At 33.5% G+C, this 22,415-nt stretch carries 23 protein-coding genes and 1 pseudogene; all 24 read left to right on the forward strand.

The features are described 5' to 3' along the window. The first annotated feature begins 75 nt into the window (after positions 1-75). The 24 genes and pseudogenes from B3D94_RS18880 (at position 76) to B3D94_RS18985 (ending at position 22,168) form a co-directional block, all read left to right on the forward strand. Positions 76-570: a hypothetical protein gene (locus B3D94_RS18880; RefSeq protein WP_069481309.1), complete on the forward strand. Its 495-nt coding sequence runs from the start codon at positions 76-78 to the stop codon at positions 568-570. Between the two features lie 17 nt (positions 571-587). After that, a complete protein-coding gene (locus tag B3D94_RS18885; RefSeq protein ID WP_069481310.1) occupies positions 588-1,124 on the forward strand; it encodes a hypothetical protein in 537 nt (178 codons plus the stop codon). 646 nt (positions 1,125-1,770) lie between these two features. Next, positions 1,771-2,481 carry a hypothetical protein gene (locus tag B3D94_RS18890; protein ID WP_069481311.1) on the forward strand — a complete coding sequence of 237 codons (711 nt, stop codon included), beginning with the start codon at positions 1,771-1,773 and terminating at the stop codon, positions 2,479-2,481. A gap of 761 nt (positions 2,482-3,242) precedes the next feature. After that, positions 3,243-4,526, forward strand: a complete 1,284-nt coding sequence (locus B3D94_RS18895) for an NAD(P)-dependent oxidoreductase (protein ID WP_069481312.1) — start codon at positions 3,243-3,245, stop codon at positions 4,524-4,526. A gap of 453 nt (positions 4,527-4,979) precedes the next feature. Beyond that, positions 4,980-5,537 (forward strand): recombinase family protein, encoded by a 558-nt coding sequence (locus tag B3D94_RS18900; protein ID WP_291759316.1) that lies wholly within the window; start codon positions 4,980-4,982, stop codon positions 5,535-5,537. 296 nt (positions 5,538-5,833) lie between these two features. Beyond that, positions 5,834-6,142, forward strand: a complete 309-nt coding sequence (locus tag B3D94_RS18905) for a hypothetical protein (RefSeq protein WP_254664273.1) — start codon at positions 5,834-5,836, stop codon at positions 6,140-6,142. Between the two features lie 136 nt (positions 6,143-6,278). Then, entirely contained in the window at positions 6,279-6,824 is a 546-nt protein-coding gene (locus B3D94_RS18910; RefSeq protein WP_254664274.1) for a DinB family protein, read from the forward strand. Between the two features lie 144 nt (positions 6,825-6,968). Beyond that, positions 6,969-7,538: a hypothetical protein gene (locus B3D94_RS18915; protein WP_254664275.1), complete on the forward strand. Its 570-nt coding sequence runs from the start codon at positions 6,969-6,971 to the stop codon at positions 7,536-7,538. A 442-nt stretch (positions 7,539-7,980) separates the two neighbouring features. Continuing rightward, positions 7,981-8,517, forward strand: a complete 537-nt coding sequence (locus B3D94_RS18920) for a hypothetical protein (RefSeq protein WP_291759324.1) — start codon at positions 7,981-7,983, stop codon at positions 8,515-8,517. 39 nt (positions 8,518-8,556) lie between these two features. Further along, complete coding sequence (locus tag B3D94_RS18925) at positions 8,557-8,853, forward strand: hypothetical protein (protein ID WP_069481316.1); 297 nt, start codon at positions 8,557-8,559, stop codon at positions 8,851-8,853. Positions 8,854-8,896: 43 nt separating this feature from the next. After that, on the forward strand, positions 8,897-9,292 hold the full coding sequence (locus B3D94_RS18930; RefSeq protein ID WP_139133729.1) for a hypothetical protein: 396 nt from the start codon (positions 8,897-8,899) through the stop codon (positions 9,290-9,292). A 189-nt stretch (positions 9,293-9,481) separates the two neighbouring features. Next, entirely contained in the window at positions 9,482-9,859 is a 378-nt protein-coding gene (mobL, locus tag B3D94_RS23080; RefSeq protein ID WP_414674014.1) for a relaxase MobL, read from the forward strand. After that, a pseudogene (gene mobL / locus B3D94_RS23085) lies at positions 9,822-10,265 on the forward strand (relaxase MobL); the annotation flags it as partial. The gene mobL (B3D94_RS23080) and the pseudogene mobL (B3D94_RS23085), both read left to right, overlap by 38 nt. Before the next feature lie 135 nt (positions 10,266-10,400). Then, a complete protein-coding gene (locus tag B3D94_RS18940) occupies positions 10,401-10,661 on the forward strand; it encodes a hypothetical protein (RefSeq protein WP_291759330.1) in 261 nt (86 codons plus the stop codon). A 13-nt stretch (positions 10,662-10,674) separates the two neighbouring features. Further along, positions 10,675-12,579 (forward strand): LPD25 domain-containing protein, encoded by a 1,905-nt coding sequence (locus B3D94_RS18945; RefSeq protein ID WP_291759333.1) that lies wholly within the window; start codon positions 10,675-10,677, stop codon positions 12,577-12,579. Positions 12,580-12,750: 171 nt separating this feature from the next. Further along, the gene (gene dcm, locus B3D94_RS18950) at positions 12,751-14,001 is read left to right on the forward strand and encodes a DNA (cytosine-5-)-methyltransferase (protein WP_291759336.1); all 1,251 of its coding nucleotides are present in this window, start codon (positions 12,751-12,753) and stop codon (positions 13,999-14,001) included. A 29-nt stretch (positions 14,002-14,030) separates the two neighbouring features. Next, the gene (locus tag B3D94_RS18955) at positions 14,031-14,672 is read left to right on the forward strand and encodes a DNA cytosine methyltransferase (protein WP_254664276.1); all 642 of its coding nucleotides are present in this window, start codon (positions 14,031-14,033) and stop codon (positions 14,670-14,672) included. Between the two features lie 56 nt (positions 14,673-14,728). Then, positions 14,729-15,028 (forward strand): DNA cytosine methyltransferase, encoded by a 300-nt coding sequence (locus tag B3D94_RS18960; protein ID WP_349679818.1) that lies wholly within the window; start codon positions 14,729-14,731, stop codon positions 15,026-15,028. A 97-nt stretch (positions 15,029-15,125) separates the two neighbouring features. Beyond that, entirely contained in the window at positions 15,126-15,548 is a 423-nt protein-coding gene (locus tag B3D94_RS18965; RefSeq protein WP_291759340.1) for a hypothetical protein, read from the forward strand. Between the two features lies 1 nt (position 15,549). Then, entirely contained in the window at positions 15,550-16,251 is a 702-nt protein-coding gene (locus tag B3D94_RS18970; protein ID WP_069481324.1) for a DNA topoisomerase, read from the forward strand. 91 nt (positions 16,252-16,342) lie between these two features. After that, on the forward strand, positions 16,343-16,552 hold the full coding sequence (locus tag B3D94_RS23090) for a DNA topoisomerase (protein WP_175423024.1): 210 nt from the start codon (positions 16,343-16,345) through the stop codon (positions 16,550-16,552). Positions 16,553-16,786: 234 nt separating this feature from the next. Continuing rightward, positions 16,787-17,914 carry a DUF6602 domain-containing protein gene (locus B3D94_RS18975; protein WP_069481325.1) on the forward strand — a complete coding sequence of 376 codons (1,128 nt, stop codon included), beginning with the start codon at positions 16,787-16,789 and terminating at the stop codon, positions 17,912-17,914. 412 nt (positions 17,915-18,326) lie between these two features. Continuing rightward, entirely contained in the window at positions 18,327-20,333 is a 2,007-nt protein-coding gene (locus tag B3D94_RS18980) for an ATP-dependent nuclease (protein WP_291759346.1), read from the forward strand. An 11-nt stretch (positions 20,334-20,344) separates the two neighbouring features. After that, positions 20,345-22,168 carry a UvrD-helicase domain-containing protein gene (locus B3D94_RS18985; RefSeq protein ID WP_069481326.1) on the forward strand — a complete coding sequence of 608 codons (1,824 nt, stop codon included), beginning with the start codon at positions 20,345-20,347 and terminating at the stop codon, positions 22,166-22,168. Positions 22,169-22,415 lie beyond the last annotated feature (247 nt).

Genomic DNA, 22,415 nt, shown 5'->3' on the forward strand with positions numbered 1-22,415 from the left:
TTCAGCGGATAACGGTTCAAACGAGTTAGCGGAGAGAAAGACAAATGTACTTTCAGTTAATTGAGGAGCAGGAAGATGAATGTAAAAGTAGTAGATGGGATTCAATTTTTTGACAAAGAATTAGAGTGTTTATACAAGTACGAGTTTGAATATGTGCATGATCCGAAGAAAAAAATGACTGCTTCTTCTTTAGTCACTTACTTATTACTACGCTCACTTTGTGATGAAGTGGGCCTTATTCTGGAGCAAGATTTAAATTTAAAGGAAGAATGTGAAAAGCGTAATCTTCCCTATAGTTCGATACATAATGGTTATCATCGTCTTTTTGACATTGGTTTAATAAACATTGACCGTATAAATGGTCGTACATACATTCAACTACCGATAGTGGCTGCTTATGTGCCTACTGCAAAAGATCCTAAGATACCTGGTTACTTCTATGTACCAAAAGTTATTTTTAGTAGCAAAAGAGGTTTCATTAAAGCGCGTAATGTACGCGGTTTATTAGGGTTACTTGACCTTGTTAATGGTCTTTTAGGGAGTTTTCACGTAAGCGTAGCACCTGGTTAAAGCGCAAGAAAACCACGTTGTTTAAAAAATTCCAGCAGTCTAAGAAGGTATTTAACAAATGGCTGCAACGTGTACTCTATGGCCAGAATAGTTTGATTCAAGTTAAACAGGAACTAGATGGTTTATATGAATTGAAATTTACAGAAGAAGCTTTCAGAGAAAGAAAGCAAGATCCGGAGTTTGACCAATTCAAGGCATCAGCTCACAATACATTGTCATCTCTATTGAGATCAAGTAGTGTACGTTATACAAAAGATGAATTACAAGACATCCAGTTTGCTTGCAAGCAAGAAGTCATTACGCCAATGTATTATGCTGTTGAGGCGAATAAAAAAGCGATGTCAACGGTGAAAGCTGTCATGGCGGATATATTAAGCGTTAGTGTACGAGAGCTTGAACGCCAAACTGGCAATGTTAAAGTGCTAGGGGCATTTTTCCGCAAGACTTTAAGACTCCATACAAAACGTATTTTGCAAGAAGAGCAGCCATTACGTTATCTCATTGCTAGTTCATACAAAGATGCAAATTGGGAAGTTCCTGAGCAGTTTCAATAAGTGCATAAGTGCCTTTTCTGAAAAAATCATTCAGAAAGGGCTATTTGTCATGAGGAAATACATGCACCTGTACAAAGTCCAGCTTAAAAAATTAAAAAAATAGTGTATTTTGTTGGTAGCACCAGGAAAAAGTTTGGGTGCTGCCTTTTTTACGGACTTTTAATCTAATTCAAGCTGTGGAATAGTGGAATTTTGAAAACTAAATCCATTTAATTATGTGGATGATTTTTTTCGTGGGTTCCCTATTTTGAGGATAGTTGAAATGGTTGTGTGAATGAACCATTTCTTTTCGCCATTTTTAGCGGATAAACCATTTGCGGAATCTAATAAGTCGTGAAAGCCTTGCTATCACTCGGTTTGTCGGCTCGTTGATTGCTCTCTATTAATATATGAGTACTATATTGATTACTATGTATTGTTTTTTCTCTAGGTTTTTTTCTATTATACTTTCCTCATCTTTATGATGATGGCATGGATTGGTTATGCTTTTCTTTCTATCAAAGAAAGAATGGAAAATTTAAGTTATAAATAATGCCAACCATCCCTTATAAGGAATATAAAAAAGTAAAACACACACAATAATATGACAATTTTTAAATCATTTTTTTGGTGGCAATAAAATTCACTATGGAAAAGAGGACTTTAGTTGGCAGAGGTATACAACTTTTGTGGTGTAATAGCATATTTTTTTCCCGGAGCAGCTACAACGAAACCGGACGGAAGGGATCGATTTAGTACGGACATGATAGAAGCAAGGGAGATTTGGAATCTTCGCTTTGTGGAGATGAATACAATACATTTAACTCAACAAGAAGCAAATGAAATTAATCTGCAACAAGCTGATGTAGATTGTGATAGTGATTTCTTAAATGATGATGGCCCAAATAACAAAGCTCGCGAAGAGATGGCCAAAAGAAGATATCGAGATTATGTTAACCTCGATCTCATGGGGAACTGGATCTCTGTTTGGTATGTACCCTTTGCTACGTTTTCAAACGGTACAAACATTGGATGCGCTTGGCCCCAAGTAGGTAACCCTGTATTTCATTATATTATTTTGTCGGAGGATTCAAACAACCCGAACAATCAAAGTTCTTTAGCACATGAAATTGGACATATTCTTTTTGGTACGGTGTCTGGTGAAAATAACTCTGATCCAACCGGACCAGAAACCACAGTTACAATAGAAAATGATGATGGAACCACATTTACAATAACGCCTTCTCATAGTTTAAAAGAAGATAATGTTATGTATCCGACTGCTGGAAAAAGAACTGGTATCGAGTCGAGTCAGCGTGAAAAGGCTGCAAAATCGAGAATACTAACAGTTTCAGAGCCAAGTGTGCATGATAGATGAACCATAAGGATCAATGGTTCCTAGTGTGTATTTAAAATAAAGTTCGATCGTTTAAGATAAAATTTAACCGTTTTGCTTGCTAAATTCTTAAATGCACAAGAGAACTCTTCATTTTGAGCAAGCTTTGTTTAATGAAGAGTTTCTATTTGACACTAGAGGTCTGCTACGCGGATAATCAAACTGAAAAAATTAAGTTTATATAGTATTGCAATTTTTAATAATGCAGATTATGCTTTTGGCCATTCTTGTTTTAAAAAATGTTCATTTTAAGTAGACTCTAGTTGAACAAAACGAAATGTAGTAATATCAATGTATTGAGTTGTTCGTTAAAAGTTGTTCAATTAAAGGAGTCAATACATATTAATTTTTGATTGTGTGCGGGTTAGTTGTCACTTTAGGAGGTAAATTGCGCTTATTTTAAGTATTATTTTGCACTATAAGTAAATATAAAAAAGCCCAATTTCTCGCATTAAAATTGAGAAATTGGGCTTTTATTGTTATTCCAGAAAAGCGCCCGATTGTTGAGTACCTTATTGAAGATAAGCGCCTGATTATGGAACAACTTGTTTATTTGTAATACGTCCTATTTGTTCTCTTGGCTTCTTTTTCAAATTTTTGATGGTTTTTGGCACCATACTACATTTATAAATTATTTTTATTAGGACAAACTAAACTCGATTTCAAGAAGTAAAACCTTGGACTTCCGAATTTTTCATACATGAAGATAAGCAATATTACAAATAAGAAGAGGAGTTACACCCATGAGTCCATTTAATAGAGATTTATCTATCCCGCCACCGAACTACTTAATAAATTTAGAAGAACCGAACGGTATAGATATCGATGGTCATCTAAATGTATTAGCAGCTATTGTCGAAGAAACAAGTAACCCCGACAATACACGATCAATTATTCTCCAACATATTCTCCCTACAACAATTGAGTATATAGACTTAGTCAATTCGATTTACCCTGTTGAATTAATAATTGCTATTCCATACTCGGCTGATTCTTGGACAGTTGAGCAACTAAAAAATAAGGGATATGATGTAGTAGTTCCTAAAGATATAGACGATATGCTTAATAATTCTTGGAAACTTGTAGAGAATAAATTAAAGGCCACACAACAACCGTTAATTGTGCAAGAGGTCGGTGGCTACTTTGCAAATTGGACAGTAGAACTTGGAAAGTATCCACACTTCAAAGGTATTGTGGAAGACACAGCTAATGGACTATGGCGGTATCAAGCTGCAGAACGTGAAAGGCCACTTGCGGTACCTGTGATTTCTATGGCAGACACTCCCTTAAAACACGTAGAAGACGCACTTATTGGGGATGCTTGTGTCTATAGTTTAGAAAAAGTTATGCGGTCCCAAATGTCAGCTATTCTTGCTGGACTTCGTTGTGGAGTTGTGGGATGGGGGCATATTGGTAAATCTGTAGCAGCAGCATTTGCTGGACGGCATGCAACAGTCTCAATTTATGATATAAATCCAATCGTAGACATGCTTGCTTACGCCAAAGGATATTTTCCTTTACCGCTAGCCCAACTCCTTAGTGAATCGGACATTGTTATGGGATGTTCAGGTAGGCGTTCAATACGTGTAGCTGACCTTGATGATTTAAAAAATGGAATAATCCTATGTAGTGCCTCATCCAAAGATATCGAGTTTGACCTTAAAGGTTTTGCTGAGGTTTGCGACATTGAGGATATACAAATTGAAGAGTCTGGCAAGTGTTCAATACAAAAATATACTGTAAGAGCCAGCAAAAAATACTTTTATGTTCTCAAACATGGTACTCCAATAAATTTCTTAGATAGGCCACTACAGGGAGCAATCCTAGATTGTACTTGTTCAGAATTATTTATGTGTATGAAGGAACTCGCTAGTAAATCACACCAGCCTGGCATTATTTCTTTAACTGACAATCTCCAAATTGCTGTGGCTAAAAAGTGGCTAAAAACTTATTTAGATATATTTAATACTATAACTGCGGAAAAAGATAAGGTCTTCTTCTTTCCTGATAGTTGGGATTGGGAGTAAGGGATTTTATTCTCATACACAATAGCAAAAATCACTTCAAAATACCACCTGAATTTCAACATAAATTTCCTGGATTACCTTAAAATGTTATTCAATTAAATGGCCCAGTTTGCTGAACAAAAAAATTCCAGATTATACGATAAATAAAAGAGTTACCAAACCCTCGTTTGGGGACTTTTCTTTGCTTACCGTTGTAAATGCGCATAAATCTGACTAGATCCTTTATTCCACAATCTGGCCCAGATTGCTGAACAAAGTTAAAAGAGCACACATATTACTATTTGTTCCAAAACTCGTCCTTTTCTGAACACGCTCCTTTTAAAATCAAAAGAGGCGTTTTTTTGCTATTGAAATGTAACAAAACTCCGTTCATTATTCTATGTCCATTAACCCTTCGATAATTATCTTATGTTACAACAAAAGAAGAAGGAAAAAATGAGAAATGAGTGATTTTTGGTATTGATTGGATATGCGCGTGTGTCAACAGGATTGCAAAATTTAGATTTACAATTTGATTCTTTAACTCAGTATGGTTGTACGAAAATTTTTCATGACAAAATGAGTGGGACAAAAAAACTGCGCCCTGGTTTAGAGGAAGCTCTTCAGTATGCTCGTAAAGGTGATACTATTGTAGTTTGGCGATTGGACCGATTAGGACGAAACATGCAAGATTTGATTCAAATTGTTAACAGCTTAAATGATCGAGGTATTGGCTTTCATAGTCTGCAAGAAAACCTAACAATGGACAAAAGCAATGCAACAGGACAATTGATGTTTCACTTGTTCGCAGCGTTTGCGGAATTTGAACGAAATCTGATTGAAGAACGTTCGGCTGCTGGACGAGCAGCTGGTAAAGCTCGTGGGCGACTTGGTGGGCGCCCAGAGAAATATGGATCAAAAGATATTGAAATGATGAAAGCTTTAATTGAAAGTGGGACACCGATTAAAGATGTTGCGGAAAAGTGGGGTGTATCTCGTACTACGATTTATCGTTATTTAGAAAAACAATAAATCGTAAAGGTTGATGTCTTGGAAACTGATGTTGTAGTTTTATAAAAAAATTTGATCATTTAAAACAAAGTTCGATAATTTATATTAAAGTTTGATTAAACATCCTGTGTTGATATGCAGGATTTTTTTGTTCAACAAACGGGCCATTTAATTGAATAACGTCTGTAAATAAATTTGGGGAAATTCTGTTGAAATTTAGGTTAGATTGTGAAGTAATGTACTCAAACTAATGGGGCAGAATAGCTGAGGAACAGGAGGTAATTATTATTAATAATAAAAAACTGATTCATTTTACATTGGTAGATGTTATTGAAAGAAAAATACACTTCACAAATACAAATACTATATTTAATAAAACAGATTTTAAAGATAATGATGAAGGAGAATTACTGGCTTATCATCAAATGTTGGTGGACGTTAAAGAAATGAATGAAAACGAATTTGTGAATAAGTACCTAAATATAGTTAAGAAAATTACAGTACAGTTCGAAAATGAAGAAATAAAAGACGAAAAAGAAATAGAAAAGGTTTCTGGATACAACAATGCAATTGTTTCTATTTTGAAATGTATAAATCCATTATATGAGTATGAAGTAGAGGATTGATTATAAAAATCAACTCTTTCTTGTTCAACTAAAGGGGGCTTTAGTTTAATAACACTCTTCAACAATCGGGCGCGTTTATTTAAGAACGCGTCTTTTTCTTTTAAGGGCCAGATTGTGGAATAAGGAAGGTAATCAGATGATTCATCTCGAAATTATTAGTTATGCCATTATAGATGATTGGAGAGAATATAAAATGGATGTAAGGACACTTTTGTTACAACAATGGGCAAGCTGCTTAGATAAAGAAGACTGGTTCCCACCACTTGAAAAAGTACTTGAGAATATTACATTGGAACAGGCAATTTGGAAACCAGTTGAGGGGGCACATTCCATTTGGGAATTAGTTTGTCATTTACTTTTCTATGAAAAGAGAATTCTGTTACGCTTTCTTGGTGAAACAGCAAATGAACCAAAGGCAGAAAATAATGACGCTACATATCGATTACCAACTGAGACTTTTCAAAATTGGAAGGAGACAAGACAAGAATACTTTTCTGTTCATCGTGAACTTGAAAAAATACTAGCAAAATCAGAACTAGAAGATTTGTATAGACCGATTCCCGATGACAATCCATTAGTGCTTGAACTGAAGAGTTTAGCAATGCACAATGCATATCATATTGGGCAAATTGTATTCCTCAGTAAAATGCAAGGAGCCTGGGCAGGAAAACGCAGCTTTTAAAAAAGCTACATTAGCTTTACAGTTACATTAACGGGCGCATTTCTTTAATAAAGAGATGCGTATTTTTAATTAAAGGGCCATTTACTTCAATGGGGATTGTTGTAATTGAACTGGATATACTAAACCCAAATACAATTTAAGGTGATGGAATTGAATAAAAGTAAACCTTTTCTTTTGGTTTTATTTAGTATACTAATTTGTGGTTTGTATTATGGAACAGTAAATGCAAAATCGGATGATACTCCTCCTTCCTTTGAGGAAAAGATTACTGAAGGTAAACAACTCACTCCTTTAGAAAGCCAGTTAATGTCTTTTATGACTGGTTTGATGGTAACCGAACCAAAACAAGCTGTTGAATTGTGGATATCAGGAGTAAATAATCGAAGTGGTGCTGTTCAATATGCGATGTTGTCCCCTGCGCTTCGAAAGCAATCAAGGAGTAAATTCGAGCAAACTCACTGGATAACAGGTCAGTCAAGTCCTTCGGTTAGTAACTTTCGTTTTACTAAAGTAGAAAAGCTCAGCGAATCAAAAATGCAGTATACCGTTAAATACGATTTATGGGCATCATATGGAGACTTTGGTGGTGGGGAGAAGATTATAATTGTGGAGAAGAATTTAGAACCATTTAGAGAGTATTGGTTTATTTCATCAATTACAACGAAATATAATCCATGGGAAGCATTTACCCCAGCCGAGACAGTTTTAAAATAGGGCATTAAAGATAAAAAAACTATTTTGTAGAGTATTTCTTTCTTCAACAATCGGGCGCGATTGTGGAGCAACAATGGTAGAAAATAATCAAACTTTTTTATAAAACCTAACTTAAAACTGCTAAAGAAGAATCCCTTTTGATCAATCTTTTTTCAAAAGGGATTCTTCTTATTTAACGTAAAATAAGGGATTTGCGAGGCATTTTTGCTCAAACTTTATTTCAAAGCAACAGATGTTGAGGATTAACCTGGACAATTTGCGGACTTTTTCCGGACGATTTGCGGACTTTTTTTCGGAAAATCTGTGCTAAAGTATTAGTATCAGAAGATTATGTCCAGAGGAAGGAGTTACTTTTCTTAGGATATATAAGGGATCTTTCTTATTAAATTAGGAAGGGTCCTTTTCTTTTGAAATATTTTAAGTAGACAGGAGGAAAATAGAGATGACAGAACGTTATGGGTATGATCTTGAACCCGTGGCCATTTCAGATGTGTTGTCTTTTGTGGAAAGTAGGCAAGAAGTACATGGCAATATACCAAAAGTTAATTTGAGCATGTATGGTGATGCTGGAAAGTGGCATGTAGATGCAGCTGTAAGCTATAAAGGGCGTGAAGGACGAGATGAGCATCAAACCTTCTTATTAAAGTCGTATAAACAGCTTTGGCGCGCTGAAAAATATGTGAAGGAACTTGCTGAAGAACATGGTTTTTCATATGAAGGACTTAACCCAAATTTAACTAATGAAGACATGTACCTACAGTATCAAAAACGACAACAGGCGAAGGATACATTCACAAACGACTTGAAAAATGAAATGACTCAACACAGTACAGAATTACAGGAAGTCATTGAAACGCAGTTAGTTGGTGATGAAAATGATCAATCCTTCTTAACTAAGAAAGAAGTGGAACAATTAATAAGCGTTCATTTTAATCGTATTGAAAAAGGTCTTGGACATTTGGTCGAATCTATGGAATAGCAATCAAGGAAAAGGACATTCGCTGACTATTGTGATGAAATGAAGAACCTTTTAAAGGAATGTCGCCAGCATTTCAAAGAATCTATTATTGAACGTACTTTAACATCCAAACAAAAATTGGATGACAAAGTAACTGGGCTACGCAATGATGTTCGAGATAATATCATAGAAGTAAAAGACTCAGCTAAGTCAACGGTGAAACAGACCATTCTTTCGATGAATGAACGCTTAAAGGATTTTACAAATGCCATCGATCAGAAATTATATGAGCATGAGCCAGTACAACTTGATAGGAAGCAAAATAAAGCCATGGCTGCACAAGCACATGAACGATAAGGATTCGCCAAATTAGGTGAGTCCTTTTGGGATTTTAGTGAAAATGACAAAAAATTTTAAACGTAAAATGATGGCGGTACCGTTCGCTGCTATGACAACTATGATGCTAATGACATCGGCTTTTGCTGCTGAAGTTGATGCAAAGCCAATTAACCAGGTGGAACCAATTGTAGAAGTATCACCAACAAATACAGCAACTAATCTAAAGCTTGAATCTAACAATGATACAGAGCGTAGACAAGCATTAGAAGAAACATATAATGTGAAGCTTTCCGACACAGATATTTGGGCGGATAAAGCTGGTGAGCATGTGTATGATCCGTATGGTAATAAGGTTGAATACACACTTCATGAAGCACTTAAAGCACTAAATGTTTATGCTGTGAATGCAAATCGCCAAGAGCTTATTCAATATGGTATTCGTACAAATGATTGGTAGCCATATTATGCATTTGAAGCGCAAAAAACACCTGCTTACTTTGATCTTGTTGATGGTAAATATGAAAACAACAAAACTTCCTGGGGAAATCAAATTGAAAATACTTTAAAGAATTTGAAAGAAAAATTGGATGATAATTGGGGTAACGAAGAAAAAAGTGCCGAAAACGAGGCTGATATAAAAGCTTTGATGGATAGTGCTGTATGGTCTGCAGCAATCCACTATAACACGGATAATCTTTATGTTCATATAGCGACAGTAGAGCCAATACCAACACGGGTTAAAAAGTGGACAATGAATTTAGAAACAGGTAAATGGGAAGAGCAAGTTCGGGCCAAACGTAAACAAGGTTCCCTGGATAAAATGAAGTCGAAAGTAGCCAACCTTATTATGGATCGGACAAAAGAACGGAATCTTGTTACCGATTTGATTCGGGGTAGTGTGAATTTAAAAAAAGAAAAACGATTTATCTACACACCGCCAAACAAAAAAATTATTTCGAAAAGCACTTCAACGATTACCTTCAGATTGTTCTCAATGGAGGTACGGCTATCAGTCTATCGATGAGGCAAGACTGTATATTGATCAAATCGTTGATATTTATTTAGATGTTACTATAAAAATGAAAGATCTTCAAAGACTTCTGGATGAAGAAGTTGAAGTTATGAGGGAAAAGTACGGTGAGGGTAGCAAGTATCAAAACTATAAGCAGACCAAACTAGATGATTTGAAAAAACGTATGGGAAATGCGGTTTTAACTGAAATGCGCGCCTATCAAAAAGAAGTGTATGAACTATCTAGATCTCAAAGGAAGTATCAAGCTCCTATGTATCGTCAAAATTTACAGGTTTCTAAACGGTTAAATCATGCATTAAACAACTTGAATTTTCGATTACGAAAAACGTACCACGACTTTAAAAAGGAACGAAATTTGGATGAATTTGACCGCTTGTTAGATGGATATGATCGTTAAAGGAGGTTGCTAAATGATCTATCAAGTTAAGTGTGAACTATGCAATAAGGTTCTTGATGTAGTAAAAGAACCCTATCAAGGGGCAAAGTGTATGTCGTGCATTGAAAATAACTTGGATAAAAAGGATGGGGAAAAATGAACAACATTGTATATGCATTTATCAAAGAGTTAAAAGAACAACATGTTACGCTTCGAATAAATAATATAGACGAAACGGTGAAGCTAACTGAGGAAAATCGACAATTTATTTTTGGGGCAATTCAACAAGGGACATTCATTGTGCCATTCAATCAAGAGAGTCATGAAATTGTTATGGATACCTCGTTGCTTGAATATTTTCCTGAAGCAGAACGACAGGAATTAACTGACGTCCATTTAGTACCTGAAGATTTATAAAGGAGTAGATATTATGGTGACTGCACGTAAGAAATATACAGCAAAAACAGCAGAAGAAAAGCAAAAAGAAATAGAAGAATTATCAGAGAAAATGACCAATCAACTTAGCTCCTATTTTGTATCTGAGGAAGCTCTAAAAGAACATTTAGCTTTTATGTCAATTTTTTATAACTATTCCTTGCGTAACATGACTTTGATTCAAAGTCAGTTCATGGGTGCACAAGCAGTAGGTTCATTTAAGTTTTGGCAGGACAATGGCGTATCTGTTAAACGAGGTGAAAAGGGGATTCAACTTTTTGTTCCTACACCTGTTACGTATTTTAATCGTGATGGTGAGTGGATTCAAATGCAATACGCTAATTCAAAAGAAAAAATGCAAATTAAAAATGGAATGTTAGAAACTCAAAAAAAGTTATTTTTCAAAATTGGCCATGTGTTTGAATACAGCCAAACAGATGCAAGAGAGAAAGGGATGCCTGTCTCTGAAATATTTGGCCAGTACTATCAGGATGGAGTCATAGATAATGAAGATGAAATGTTAGTAGCGTTACATAAAGTCTCTGAAAATGTCGGATTTGAAATATTACCAATACCTCCGCGTGAATTAGGAGTGGCGAAAGGTGTTGCTTATCCAAACGAAAAAATAATTGCCCTTAACCCAAGAAATACTGCCTATGAGAATGTCACAACGTTACTTCATGAATTAGCACACGCTAGACTGCATACACCTGATGTTCGAGGTAACTTTACTAAAGCAGAACGTGAATTTCAAGCAGAGATGGTATCGTATGTCGTGGCCAGCCGATACGGAATAGACACCGAAAATTTTAGCCTTTCTTATTTGGCCGGATGGACACAACAAGGGAAAGAATTAAAAGATAAAGAAATGTTACTGAATGGAGTGAGGACAGCAGCAAGTGAATTTATTGAAACAATCGATCAACATTTTTCCGAAATTAAACGTTCAAAAGAGAACAAACTAATGCAGCCAACGCAGCTGTTATTAATTGAGTATGGGGCTTTATCGAATGCTGGCTTGCGGACAATTGATGCTGAAGACTTAAAAGAAATGATTAATGACTTAATCATTAATAAGATCGAGCAACTACAACATCCAGCTTTCCAACAGGAATTGGCTCAACTAAGGAGCGTAAGTGATGAATTACTAGCCTTTAAGCAAGTAAATAAGGATTTTATTCAGTTGTTTAATGATACGTTTAAAGATAATTTTGCGCTCATTAATCAACAAGAAGTGACTAATCCAAAGATTCTAATCCAGTTTTCAGAAAGTGAACTAATGTCTAATGAATTAATGGGATTTGCCGAAGGAAATATTCGCATGGCCCAACTTGAAAAGGAAGTATTTTCTGATAAAGAAAAAGCCTATAGTTATCTCAAAACTCGATACCATGTATTGATTCCGGACGGAGATAAAATCAATCTAATCAATCCAGATCGATTAGATATTGGTGATGGACTTTATAATAGTCCTTATCAGCAGCTACTAGCAGAAAATAAATTAACAGACCAACAACATCAAGAGGTTTTAAAGGACCTTGTAGCCTTTACACCATGTGAAAAAATAATTGAGAATCAGTTAAGTGAGCTTAGAACCTTGCACTATTGGCGAAGAAATCAACTTATTGCTAAGCAAAATCAAGATTTTACTGAAGTCGAGAAAAGCGATCAAGCTATTCGTCATCAGTTAGATCAAGCTGATGAACAAAATATCCCTTTCAAATTACAAAATGAAGTTTTACATCATGCCGAGCATCATCCAAATGCGAGCTTTAGCGAAATGAAGCTACATGAGATTTTGCTATCGAATTATTTTCTTGATAATAATCCGGATATACAGCAGGAAGTCACTAAATCAAAAAAACACCAAATAAATATGAAATTTGAGTGTTTAAAGTAAAACGCAGTCGATAATGGCTAGCGTTATTTTTTATGTCTTAAATACCAAGCGTTTGGAAATTTACCTCAAATGTAAAAAAGAGGCTTGCACAAAAGCAAGCCTCTTAAATACTGAATAAGAACGAGAGTTCCTAATCGATATTCATTATAGTGTATCGGGAGGGAAAAAGATATGCGGTTTTTAGATTTTTTTTCAGGAATTGGTGGTTTCAGACTAGGAATGGAAGCCGTTGGACATGATTGCGTCGGTTATGTCGAATGGGATAAGTTTGCACGAAAATCATACGAAGCTATTCACAACACAGAAGGAGAGTGGACTGCACATGACATTACAACAGTTTCAGATGCAGAATTCGGCAAATTTAGAGGAAAAGTCGATATTATCTGCGGAGGATTTCCATGCCAAGCATTTAGTGTCGCAGGCAAACGACATGGATTTGAAGATACTAGAGGAACATTGTTCTTTGAAGTTGCAAGGGCAGCTAAACAAATCCAACCACGGTATTTATTCCTTGAAAACGTTAAGGGGTTATTATCTCACGACAAAGGGAAAACGTTCGGAATTATCCTCGATACGTTGGATGAACTTGGGTATGACGTTGAATGGCAAGTGCTTAACACTAAAGATTTCTCAACAGAAGAACGCCCAACACCACAAAACCGAGAAAGAATTTTTATTATCGCACATCTTAGAGGATCAGGTACCAGAAAAGTATTTCCTATCACAGGAGAAAGTGAATGCTCTAATAGCAAATCAAAAATAAAAATATTTGGTAGTACACAAAAGGAGGTTAAGACATCCCTTAGTCAAAGGGAGTTAGTTTATGATTCTGATGGTGTTATAGGTTCTTTGATGGCTTCGGATGCTAAGAATCCAAAACAGGTTGTTATTCGTACTGTAGGAAAGTTACCTGGAAAGCATGAACAGAAAAGTCGTGTATATCGCATTAAAGGTTCTCAACTACCAATACCTAAAATTTGTTTGCCAATTCTTACACCGGATCGGATAAAAACAAGACAAAACGGTAGACGTGTTAAAGGACCGGACGAACCTATGTTTACAATTACGGCACAAGATCGTCATGGTGTAGCCATTAAAGAAGCAACCACGCAGGGCTTTGATATGGCTTATCCAGGTGACAGTGTAAATTACAGTGTTCCTAACTCGACAACTCGTAGAGGACGTGTAGGAAAAGGAATTGCGAACACATTAGATACTGGTTGCCAACAAGGAGTTTTAACAGATGAATTTCGAATTAGAAGGCTCACACCGAAAGAGTGTTGGAGATTACAGGGCTTTCCAGATGAAGCATTTGAGAAAGCTGCAGCTGTTAACTCAGACTCGCAACTGTACAAGCAAGCAGGGAATAGCGTAACCATTAATGTAATCCAAGCAATTGCGGAAAATCTTGCTGAACAATAATTTGATGTGTTTTTAAAGGAAGTGGCTCGGTGATTAATTTACTATCACTTTTTGGTGGTATCGGTGCAGATATAAAGGCATTAAAAAATCTAGGGATAGAAGTTAAAACAATTGACTATGTGGAGTGGAAGGATAACAGAGTAAAGGCATACAACGCCATGAATCCATTCAGGTACACTTCGCAAGATATTAGAGGCTGGAACTTAAAACCTGATATTTTAGTACATGGTTCACCTTGCCAAGATAATAGTGCAGCAAATTTGAATGATGATAAAGGGCGTTCAAAGTTAATGCTTGAAACGATTAGGATCATTCGTGAAATGGGTGAATGGAGACCGAAAGTTGTTATTTGGGAAAATGTGCGTGGTGCATTGTTTAAAAAGAAGCGACCCATATTCAATGAGTATTTGCGTGATATGGAATCATTGGGATATACAAATTCATATCAGGTATCAAATGCAATGGATAGATGTATTCCCCAAACGAGAGAGCGAGTATTTTGTATAAGTATTTTAGGGAATAAAGCATTTGATTTTAATAAGGTTAAAAAGAAATCATTAAGACCAATGAGTGATTTTAAACAAAATGATAACGAAATTGAGAATATTGAAAAGTATGTTGTAAATGCTCCGTCAATGTTAAGAAGCTTTAGCCAAGCTTTGAGGAAATAGAGCGTAATAAAACCAAATTCCGTTATGTCAAAACAATAACAGATGTCTGTAATACCATTACTGAACGTCCTGATCGTTGTCCAAGTGCTGGTGTGTTTAAAATGGCGGATGGTCGTTATAGATACCCAACAGAGCGAGAGTGGTGGAGGCTGATGGGGTTTGATGACGAAGATTTTGATTTAATGTTAAAAGAATTTCCACAAAAAGAAAACTGTCGTAGTGCTACATTGTATGCGTTAGCAGGGAATAGCATTGTTGTCCAAGAGTTAGAGGCAATATTCGAAGTCATTCTGAATGAGGATTATGTTACTGAATTTATTACTGACTCAACAGGGCAATTACAATTGATTTGCTGAACAATTTAAAGAAATTGATATTACAGTAAATTTAAAAAGTTAAGGATTCACCAAAATTGGTGAGTCCTTTTTTTATCAAAAGGAGCGAGCGTGTAACATGGGGATTTTAAAGCTTTTAAAGAGGTTGAATGAGTGGTTTTTGATACTAGCGATGCTTTATATGAGTATCGATGGAATGTGTGTCTTAACATCTATTATTAGTGATAATGGTGGAAAAGAACGTGAAATTGTCGAGGGTCTTATGAGTATTTTAGTTATGATTTCCTTAACCGAGTCACTAATTTTAAAATTTGTGTTTCGGATGTCTAAAACCTTATTAGAATACTTTTTGCTTGGTTTATCTCTTTATACATTGTTAGGGTTATCGTTTTTAGGAAACGAGGAACGTACAACATTAATAATTGTAATTTACCTTGCTGTAAACACGGTTTTCTTCATAGTTCAAAAATTAATACTACGAAAAAATCTGAAACTGAATAATTTAAGTACAAATAAATTAGTAAATAAAGGTGGTCATTGAAATGAGTGTAGTTATATTATGTGAAAAACCATCACAGGCAAGAAACATCGGTGGCACGTTAGGTATTGAATGTAAGCATGATCATTACTTTGAAATTAAAAAATCAGGTTTACTTCCCAACGGTGCTACGCTAGTTTGGTCAGTCGGCCATTCAGTATCACTAAAGGAACCACATGAGTATGATGACAAGTATGAAACTTGGCGATTAGAAGATCTACCGAATAAGCCCGAAAGATACGAATATAAAGTAGATGAGAGTAAACGAGATCTTTTCAATACTATGCAAAAGCATTTGGCTGAAGCCAAAATAATAATTAATGCAACAGATGTTGGAATCGAAGGTACTCATATCTTCTTTTCAATTCTTGAAACTGCGAAAATTGACACAACAAATAAGACGCTTAAACGCTTATGGATTTCCTCAGAAGAAAAAAGTGAGGTACTTCATGGTTTCCGGAATTTAGAGCCAATAGAAAAGGATTTGCTACGCTTTGAGCGAGGGAAAGCAAGAGCGATTAGCGATTGGTATTTAGGTATGAACACAAGTCGATTTGCAAAACTTAAAGCAAAAGAGAAAAATCCTAATATACCTAAAATCGCAATCGGTAGAAATATGCAAGTGGTTCTATCTATGGTTTATCAACGTCAAAAAGAAATTGAAAGTTTTGTTTCTAAACCTTTCTACGAGCGAGCTCGATGCTGATTTTGTTAGCGATCAAGGCGATTACAGAGGAAGATCTAAGCTAAAATTCGATACTAAAGACTAGTTAAATACTTTCATTGAAAAAAATAAGTTGGTTCCAGGTGAAAATTTTGATGCTACAGTTTCTAGTATTACAAAAGAAACTAAGAACCAAAATGCGCCTACATTGCTAAGTCTATCGTCACTTCAAAAACTAGCATTTAAAAAGTATAAGTATAGTCCAGATAAGACCATTAAAATTGCTCAAGATCTCTATGAAAAACGCGTCTTATCATACCCACGTACATTATCTATAAATTAACTATGGACATAAAAGAATGAAGTTTGATTTACCTCTTGATAACACTCAATTTTGTAGTGAATATTGATTGGACATAATTAGCATGTGGACATGATTGTGAGATAAAAGAAAAATAGTAAACTTTGAAGTACTCAATAATCGGGGAGAAAAGTTTGTTGGTAAAATAAAATGTTATAATATTTTATATGTAAAGCCTTGGAGAAGGCATTTAAATAATATACCAGGGGGGATAATATGGACGTAAAAACTATCTTTAGAAATATTTCTAAACAGCTTATATCTGACTTCGATATTTCAGCACAAATAAATCACTCTGGAATTAAAGGAACGTACAGAGAAGATACATTAAAAAAATTTTTGTTGAACGGTCGTATACCTAAACGGTTTTCAATAGGTTCAGGGGAAATTATTGGACCAAATCATGATGTATCAAAACAATGTGATTTAATATTCTATGATGGGGATAATTGTCCTGTCTTAATGTTTGGCGATTCTTTTCATGTTTATCCTGCTGAATCTGTATTTGGGATTATTGAAATAAAATCTTCCTTAGGTAAAAAGGAATTAACAGATGCTCTAGCGAATGTAGCAGCGTTTAAGAGTATGGTTCCTTTTGATTCTAATGCCACACGACCTTTTGGAATAATATTTGCGTATAGCCTTTCTTCTAATTCACTTGATTCTTTAGAAAAAAACTTAAAAGAGTATGAATCGAAGAATGTAACAGATCTTTGGCCAAATATGGTTGTGGTATTAAATGAGGGAATTATCTATCATAAAAATCGATTTAATAATGTTTTTAAAAGTGAGGAATTCAATGATTTATCGTATCTTATTTCAATAAAATTTAAAGAAGATACATTGTTAGAATTTTACTTATCATTGTTTGATTTATTATCATCTAAGATTAATGCCCCTTTAAATCTAAGAAAATATAAAGAACTCCCTACCAAGTTAGGGAGCTACTATGTTACAGATCACGATAGATTTGTTGATAGTGAAAATGGACTTGTATTGTCTATAAAAGAATGTTTTATTGAAAAAATTTATACATATTGCAAAGCAATTGGAAAAAGGTTATATAGTGAAATTTTATTACTAGAATTGGGTGGATTGCCAGAGAATACAAATATAGAAGATTTTAATCATCAAATTTACTATTATGATCCAGATAACTTGCCCGGATTGCATGAAGTAGAAAATCCTATAGTTATGCTTGAAAAAGGATGTGTGACTTCAGAAAAATTAAAAGTACCTAGCCATACAATTACAATAAATGGTGAAAGGTTTACATTTCCAATGGCGTATTTGTCAGAAGAGGACTTTGAAGTTCAAATTGGAAAATGTATTAATGATTTGTAAACAAGATAATTAAATAGAATGTTAAAAATGATCAAATTTTTTTAAAAACGAAACTAATATCTGCTGATAAAGAAATTTTGATCAATCTTTTTTCAAACTGGATTCTTTATATTTATTGTAAAATGTTGGTTTGTGGGATTTTTTGATCAAACTTTATTTCAAAGCAACCTAAGAAAAGCGCGAGAGATCAATGTTCTTAAAATTGATTTCACGTGCTTTTTAAAGTTTTGATCAATTTTGACTCACCTCTTTTAACCATTATAAACCATATATTGTTACTATATATATATAATGGTATGATTTAAATGGTATATTTGACATGGTTAATGTTTATTTTAAAAGTTTAATTAGAGGCTACAAGGGAGCTTCTTTATTAAAAATTAATATTACTAGTAACAGGGGGAACTGTAAAATGCAAAATAATATAAAGCATCTATTCTTATCGAGAATATTTATCAAAAATTTCAGAAACTTCGGAGAGCTAGATCTTAAAATGACTAGCAAACAAATAATTATAGGAGAAAATAATGTAGGAAAATCTAATTTAATTAGAGCGATTCAATTAATTCTTGATCCAAGTTTATCTGAGCAAGACAGACATTTAAAAGAAACGGATTTTTTTGATGGATTGGAGGAACCTCAAACTAATGGTAAGGAAATAATTATTTCTATTGAGTTGCAAGGGTTTGAGCATAATAAACAGTTAAAAGCTTTGTTATGTGATGCTATAGTTAATGAAAATCCTTTTACAGCCAGAATAACGTATAAATATAAAATTATTAATCCGTCAACAAAAGAATATGGTTTCGTTATATACCAAGGGGAAGATGAAGAAATATCGTTTGGATACAGGGAACGAAAGGTACTAAATTTTATGGTGATTGATGCTATTAGAGATGTTGAATCAGACCTAAAAAGTGAAAAGCGATCACCAATCAAAAAGTTAATTAAACGTATAGATATTTCAGACGAAAAGTTAAAAGATATCGCTGAAGCAATGAAGGGTAATAATGATGAAATATTGAAAATAGATGAAATTAGTATATTAATAAAATCAATCAATAAACAACTTAGTAGAGTTACTGGCAGTAATGGGGACGTAGAAATTGACTTACAGACTAATGATATTATTCCATCTAGAGTACTAAATAATATTAATCTTTCAGTAGGGTCAAAAGCAAGATCAGTTAAGGATTCTAGTTTAGGTATAAACAATTTAATTTACATATCATTGTTAATGATGCATCTCGAAGATGATACGGTACCTAAATTATTGAACGAAACAGCATTTAATGATTTTATTGGTCTACAAAATGGTGAACATAATTGTTTATTAAAAAAATGGTTCCTTAAAAATGACGAAAATTATATTTTGAAAGACTCTATTCCTAATGAAGAGTATATGGAATTGTACGAATTTTTTGATGAAAACCGAAGCAATGAAAGTTCCTTTACTTTATTAGCGATTGAAGAACCAGAAGCTCATCTTCATCCTTCTGTACAGCGAACAGTTTATAGAGAAGTAATGAAAGAAAATACTTCAATATTGGTGTCTACTCACTCACCTTTTATAACATCTATTGCTCCAATAAAGTCAATAGTTCATTTAATACCAAGCAAAAATAAAGGAACTAATGGCTTTTCGACCTCAGAATTAACCTTAAGTGAAAGGGAAATGGAGGATTTACAGAGATATATCGATGTAAAAAGAGGGGAATTATATTTTGGTAAAGGTGTTATTTTAGTAGAAGGAGTTGCTGAAGAATACTTAATCCCAAGATTTGCAGAATTAATGGGTATTCAATTAGATATCGAAGGAATCATATTTTGCAATATTAACGGTACTGATTTTAAACCATATATTACTTTTTTTAAGCAGCTAGGTGTACCTTATGTGGTTATAACAGATGGAGATTATTATTACTATAACAAAGAAGGGAAAAAAGTATTTAACGAAATTTATTCAGAAAGTCATGAAAATTATGGTTATGATGGAATCGATAGAATGAGAGCATTGAATGAGGAAGTTGGGTTATTTCCAAAAGAAACTCTAAACGAAAAAATGGATTTTAATGATATGGATAAAATTTTTAATGAAAATCACATTTTTATAGGAAATCATACATTGGAAACTGACATTATGGAATGTATTGAGGATTGTGAGGGAAGTAAAAACATATTATTTGATTTGTTTGAATCATTAACTTCTGGGGGAGATGGACAGAAAGCTAATTTTAAAACATCTTATAACGCAGGCGAATATGATAAATGTCTAGCTAAAATAGAAAGTAGCCACTCTAAAATTGGGAAAGGTCGATTTGCACAATCATTGGCAAGTAAATGCACTTCTAAATTTAATCCATCGTATGTTAAAAATGCCATTGAGGACATTTTAAAACAGATTTTGAATAAAGAATAGGATGGGATAATGTGAGTATTTTTAGTAAGAAATTAAAAGAACTAGATACTTTACAGTACGAAGCATTTATTAGCAAACAAAACACAATTGTTAGGGCAGGACCAGGTAGTGGAAAAACAACAATTCTAACAATGAAAATTGCGGATTTGTTAAACAATAATATAAAAGAACCTAGAGGATTAGCGTGTATTACCTTTACAAAAGATGCAGCCAAAGAATTTAGTAATAGAGTAAAAAAATTAGGTGTAAAGCCAAGGGAAAATGTTTATTTAGGTACTTTACATGCCTTCTGTATAACACAAATTATATTACCCTTTAAATTAACTTCTACAAAGCATATATCTACTGATATAGCGAATTCTAGTGAATTAAAAAAGATCTTTACTGAAATAAAAGATAGCTTTTTAAAAAACTATAATATTGAACAATTACCTAGTAATCTAAATGAATTGGATGAATATAGAAACTCCTGCTTTGTTGGTATTAGTAAACTAGAAATTGAGGTAAATGGAATTTGGGAAGAATTTATTTCAGTATATGAAAAGGAACTTATAACCTTAAACAAAACAGACTATATATTCCTAGTTAAACAAGCTATAAAGGTTCTAACAGAGAATCAAAATATTAGAAATATTATTGAGGCTAAATTCAAATGGTTACTAGTTGATGAATACCAAGATTTCAACAAACTATTCCATGAGTTGGTATTAGTTTTGAAAGAAAAGACTGATATAAAATTATTTATAGTAGGAGACCCTAATCAATCGGTATATAGCTTTATGGGTGGGTCACATGAATATTTTTATGAGTTTTATGAAGATAGGTCATTTAAAGTAATTAATTTACAAAATAACTATAGAAGTACTCAAGATATAGTAAATGCCTCAGCAAGTTTTTTAAATATAGACGATATAGAATTTATAGCAATTAATAAAGATAAACTTAAAACTAAATTTCAATTTATAACTTGTGAAACAGGTTGGAAAGATCAAGTAAAATATATAGCTGAAACAATTATTCCTTCATGTGATACGAATAAAATACCTAGAGATGAAATTTGTATTTTAGCCAGTAATAATTATAGATGTAAAAATATACAATCCGAACTCTTGAAGTATAATATCAAAGGTAGAATTAATAAGGATGAATTATTCAATAATGAGATTATTCAATTTATTATTACCATAATGAAATACTTAACGAAAAATGATTATTCTTTTAATTTTATTATTAACACATGGTTTAAGATGAAAACACAATCTGGATTAGCTGTTCATGATAGTTTATATAATAGAGAAAGACTATTTTTTTACAAAGTTTTAGAAGAAAGTAGAACTTACTTAAATGATATTAATAATTGGATTTCCAAAATAATAGAGTTATTACAGCTTGAAAATATAATAAATGGTAATGAGAATTACACCGAAATTACTGAAGTTAAAAAGTACTTTTTTGAAGAAGAAATAATAACAGTTAATCAAAAAATTGAGAAGTTATTCCCACCTAATGAATTAGTTATTTCTACTAGACATAGCTCTAAGGGTTTAGAGTTTGATGTTATAATTCTATTAGAAATGGAAGATGGAAAATTTCCTAGCACGAATGTAACTGATGAGTATAGCAAATTTATAGAGGAGAAAAGGTTGTTTTTTGTATGTATAACTCGTGCTAAAAAAGATGTTTATCTGCTTAAATCGGCTTCTCAATGGGAATTGGCAGAAGAAAAATGGGTGAAAAAAGACCTGATTTCTTCTGTGTTCTTTGACGAGGTATTGACAATCTGTAGTGATATAGGTATTAATTACGATGTGAAAACTTTAAATTCAGATGTTTAAAGATATTGTAGTTTTTTGAAGAAGAAGTAAAAACGAGTAAATCTATTGTCTACTTTAGTACCTTTTTAACATAATAAAACGAAATTACAAAGCGTCAAACAAAATTTTGCATTAATTATGTGATATTATTTGGCGCTTATTTTTCGCTGAATAAAAAGTCTAGTAAGATTTAATAAAAGGGAGGTAATCTAATAGAGTTATCTAATTATTCGAAAAAAAGTTTTATTATCATAAATTTAAAGAAACC

It is taken from the genome of Lysinibacillus sp. UBA5990 (assembly GCF_002429815.1).
GTDB lineage: Bacteria > Bacillota > Bacilli > Bacillales_A > Planococcaceae > Lysinibacillus > Lysinibacillus fusiformis.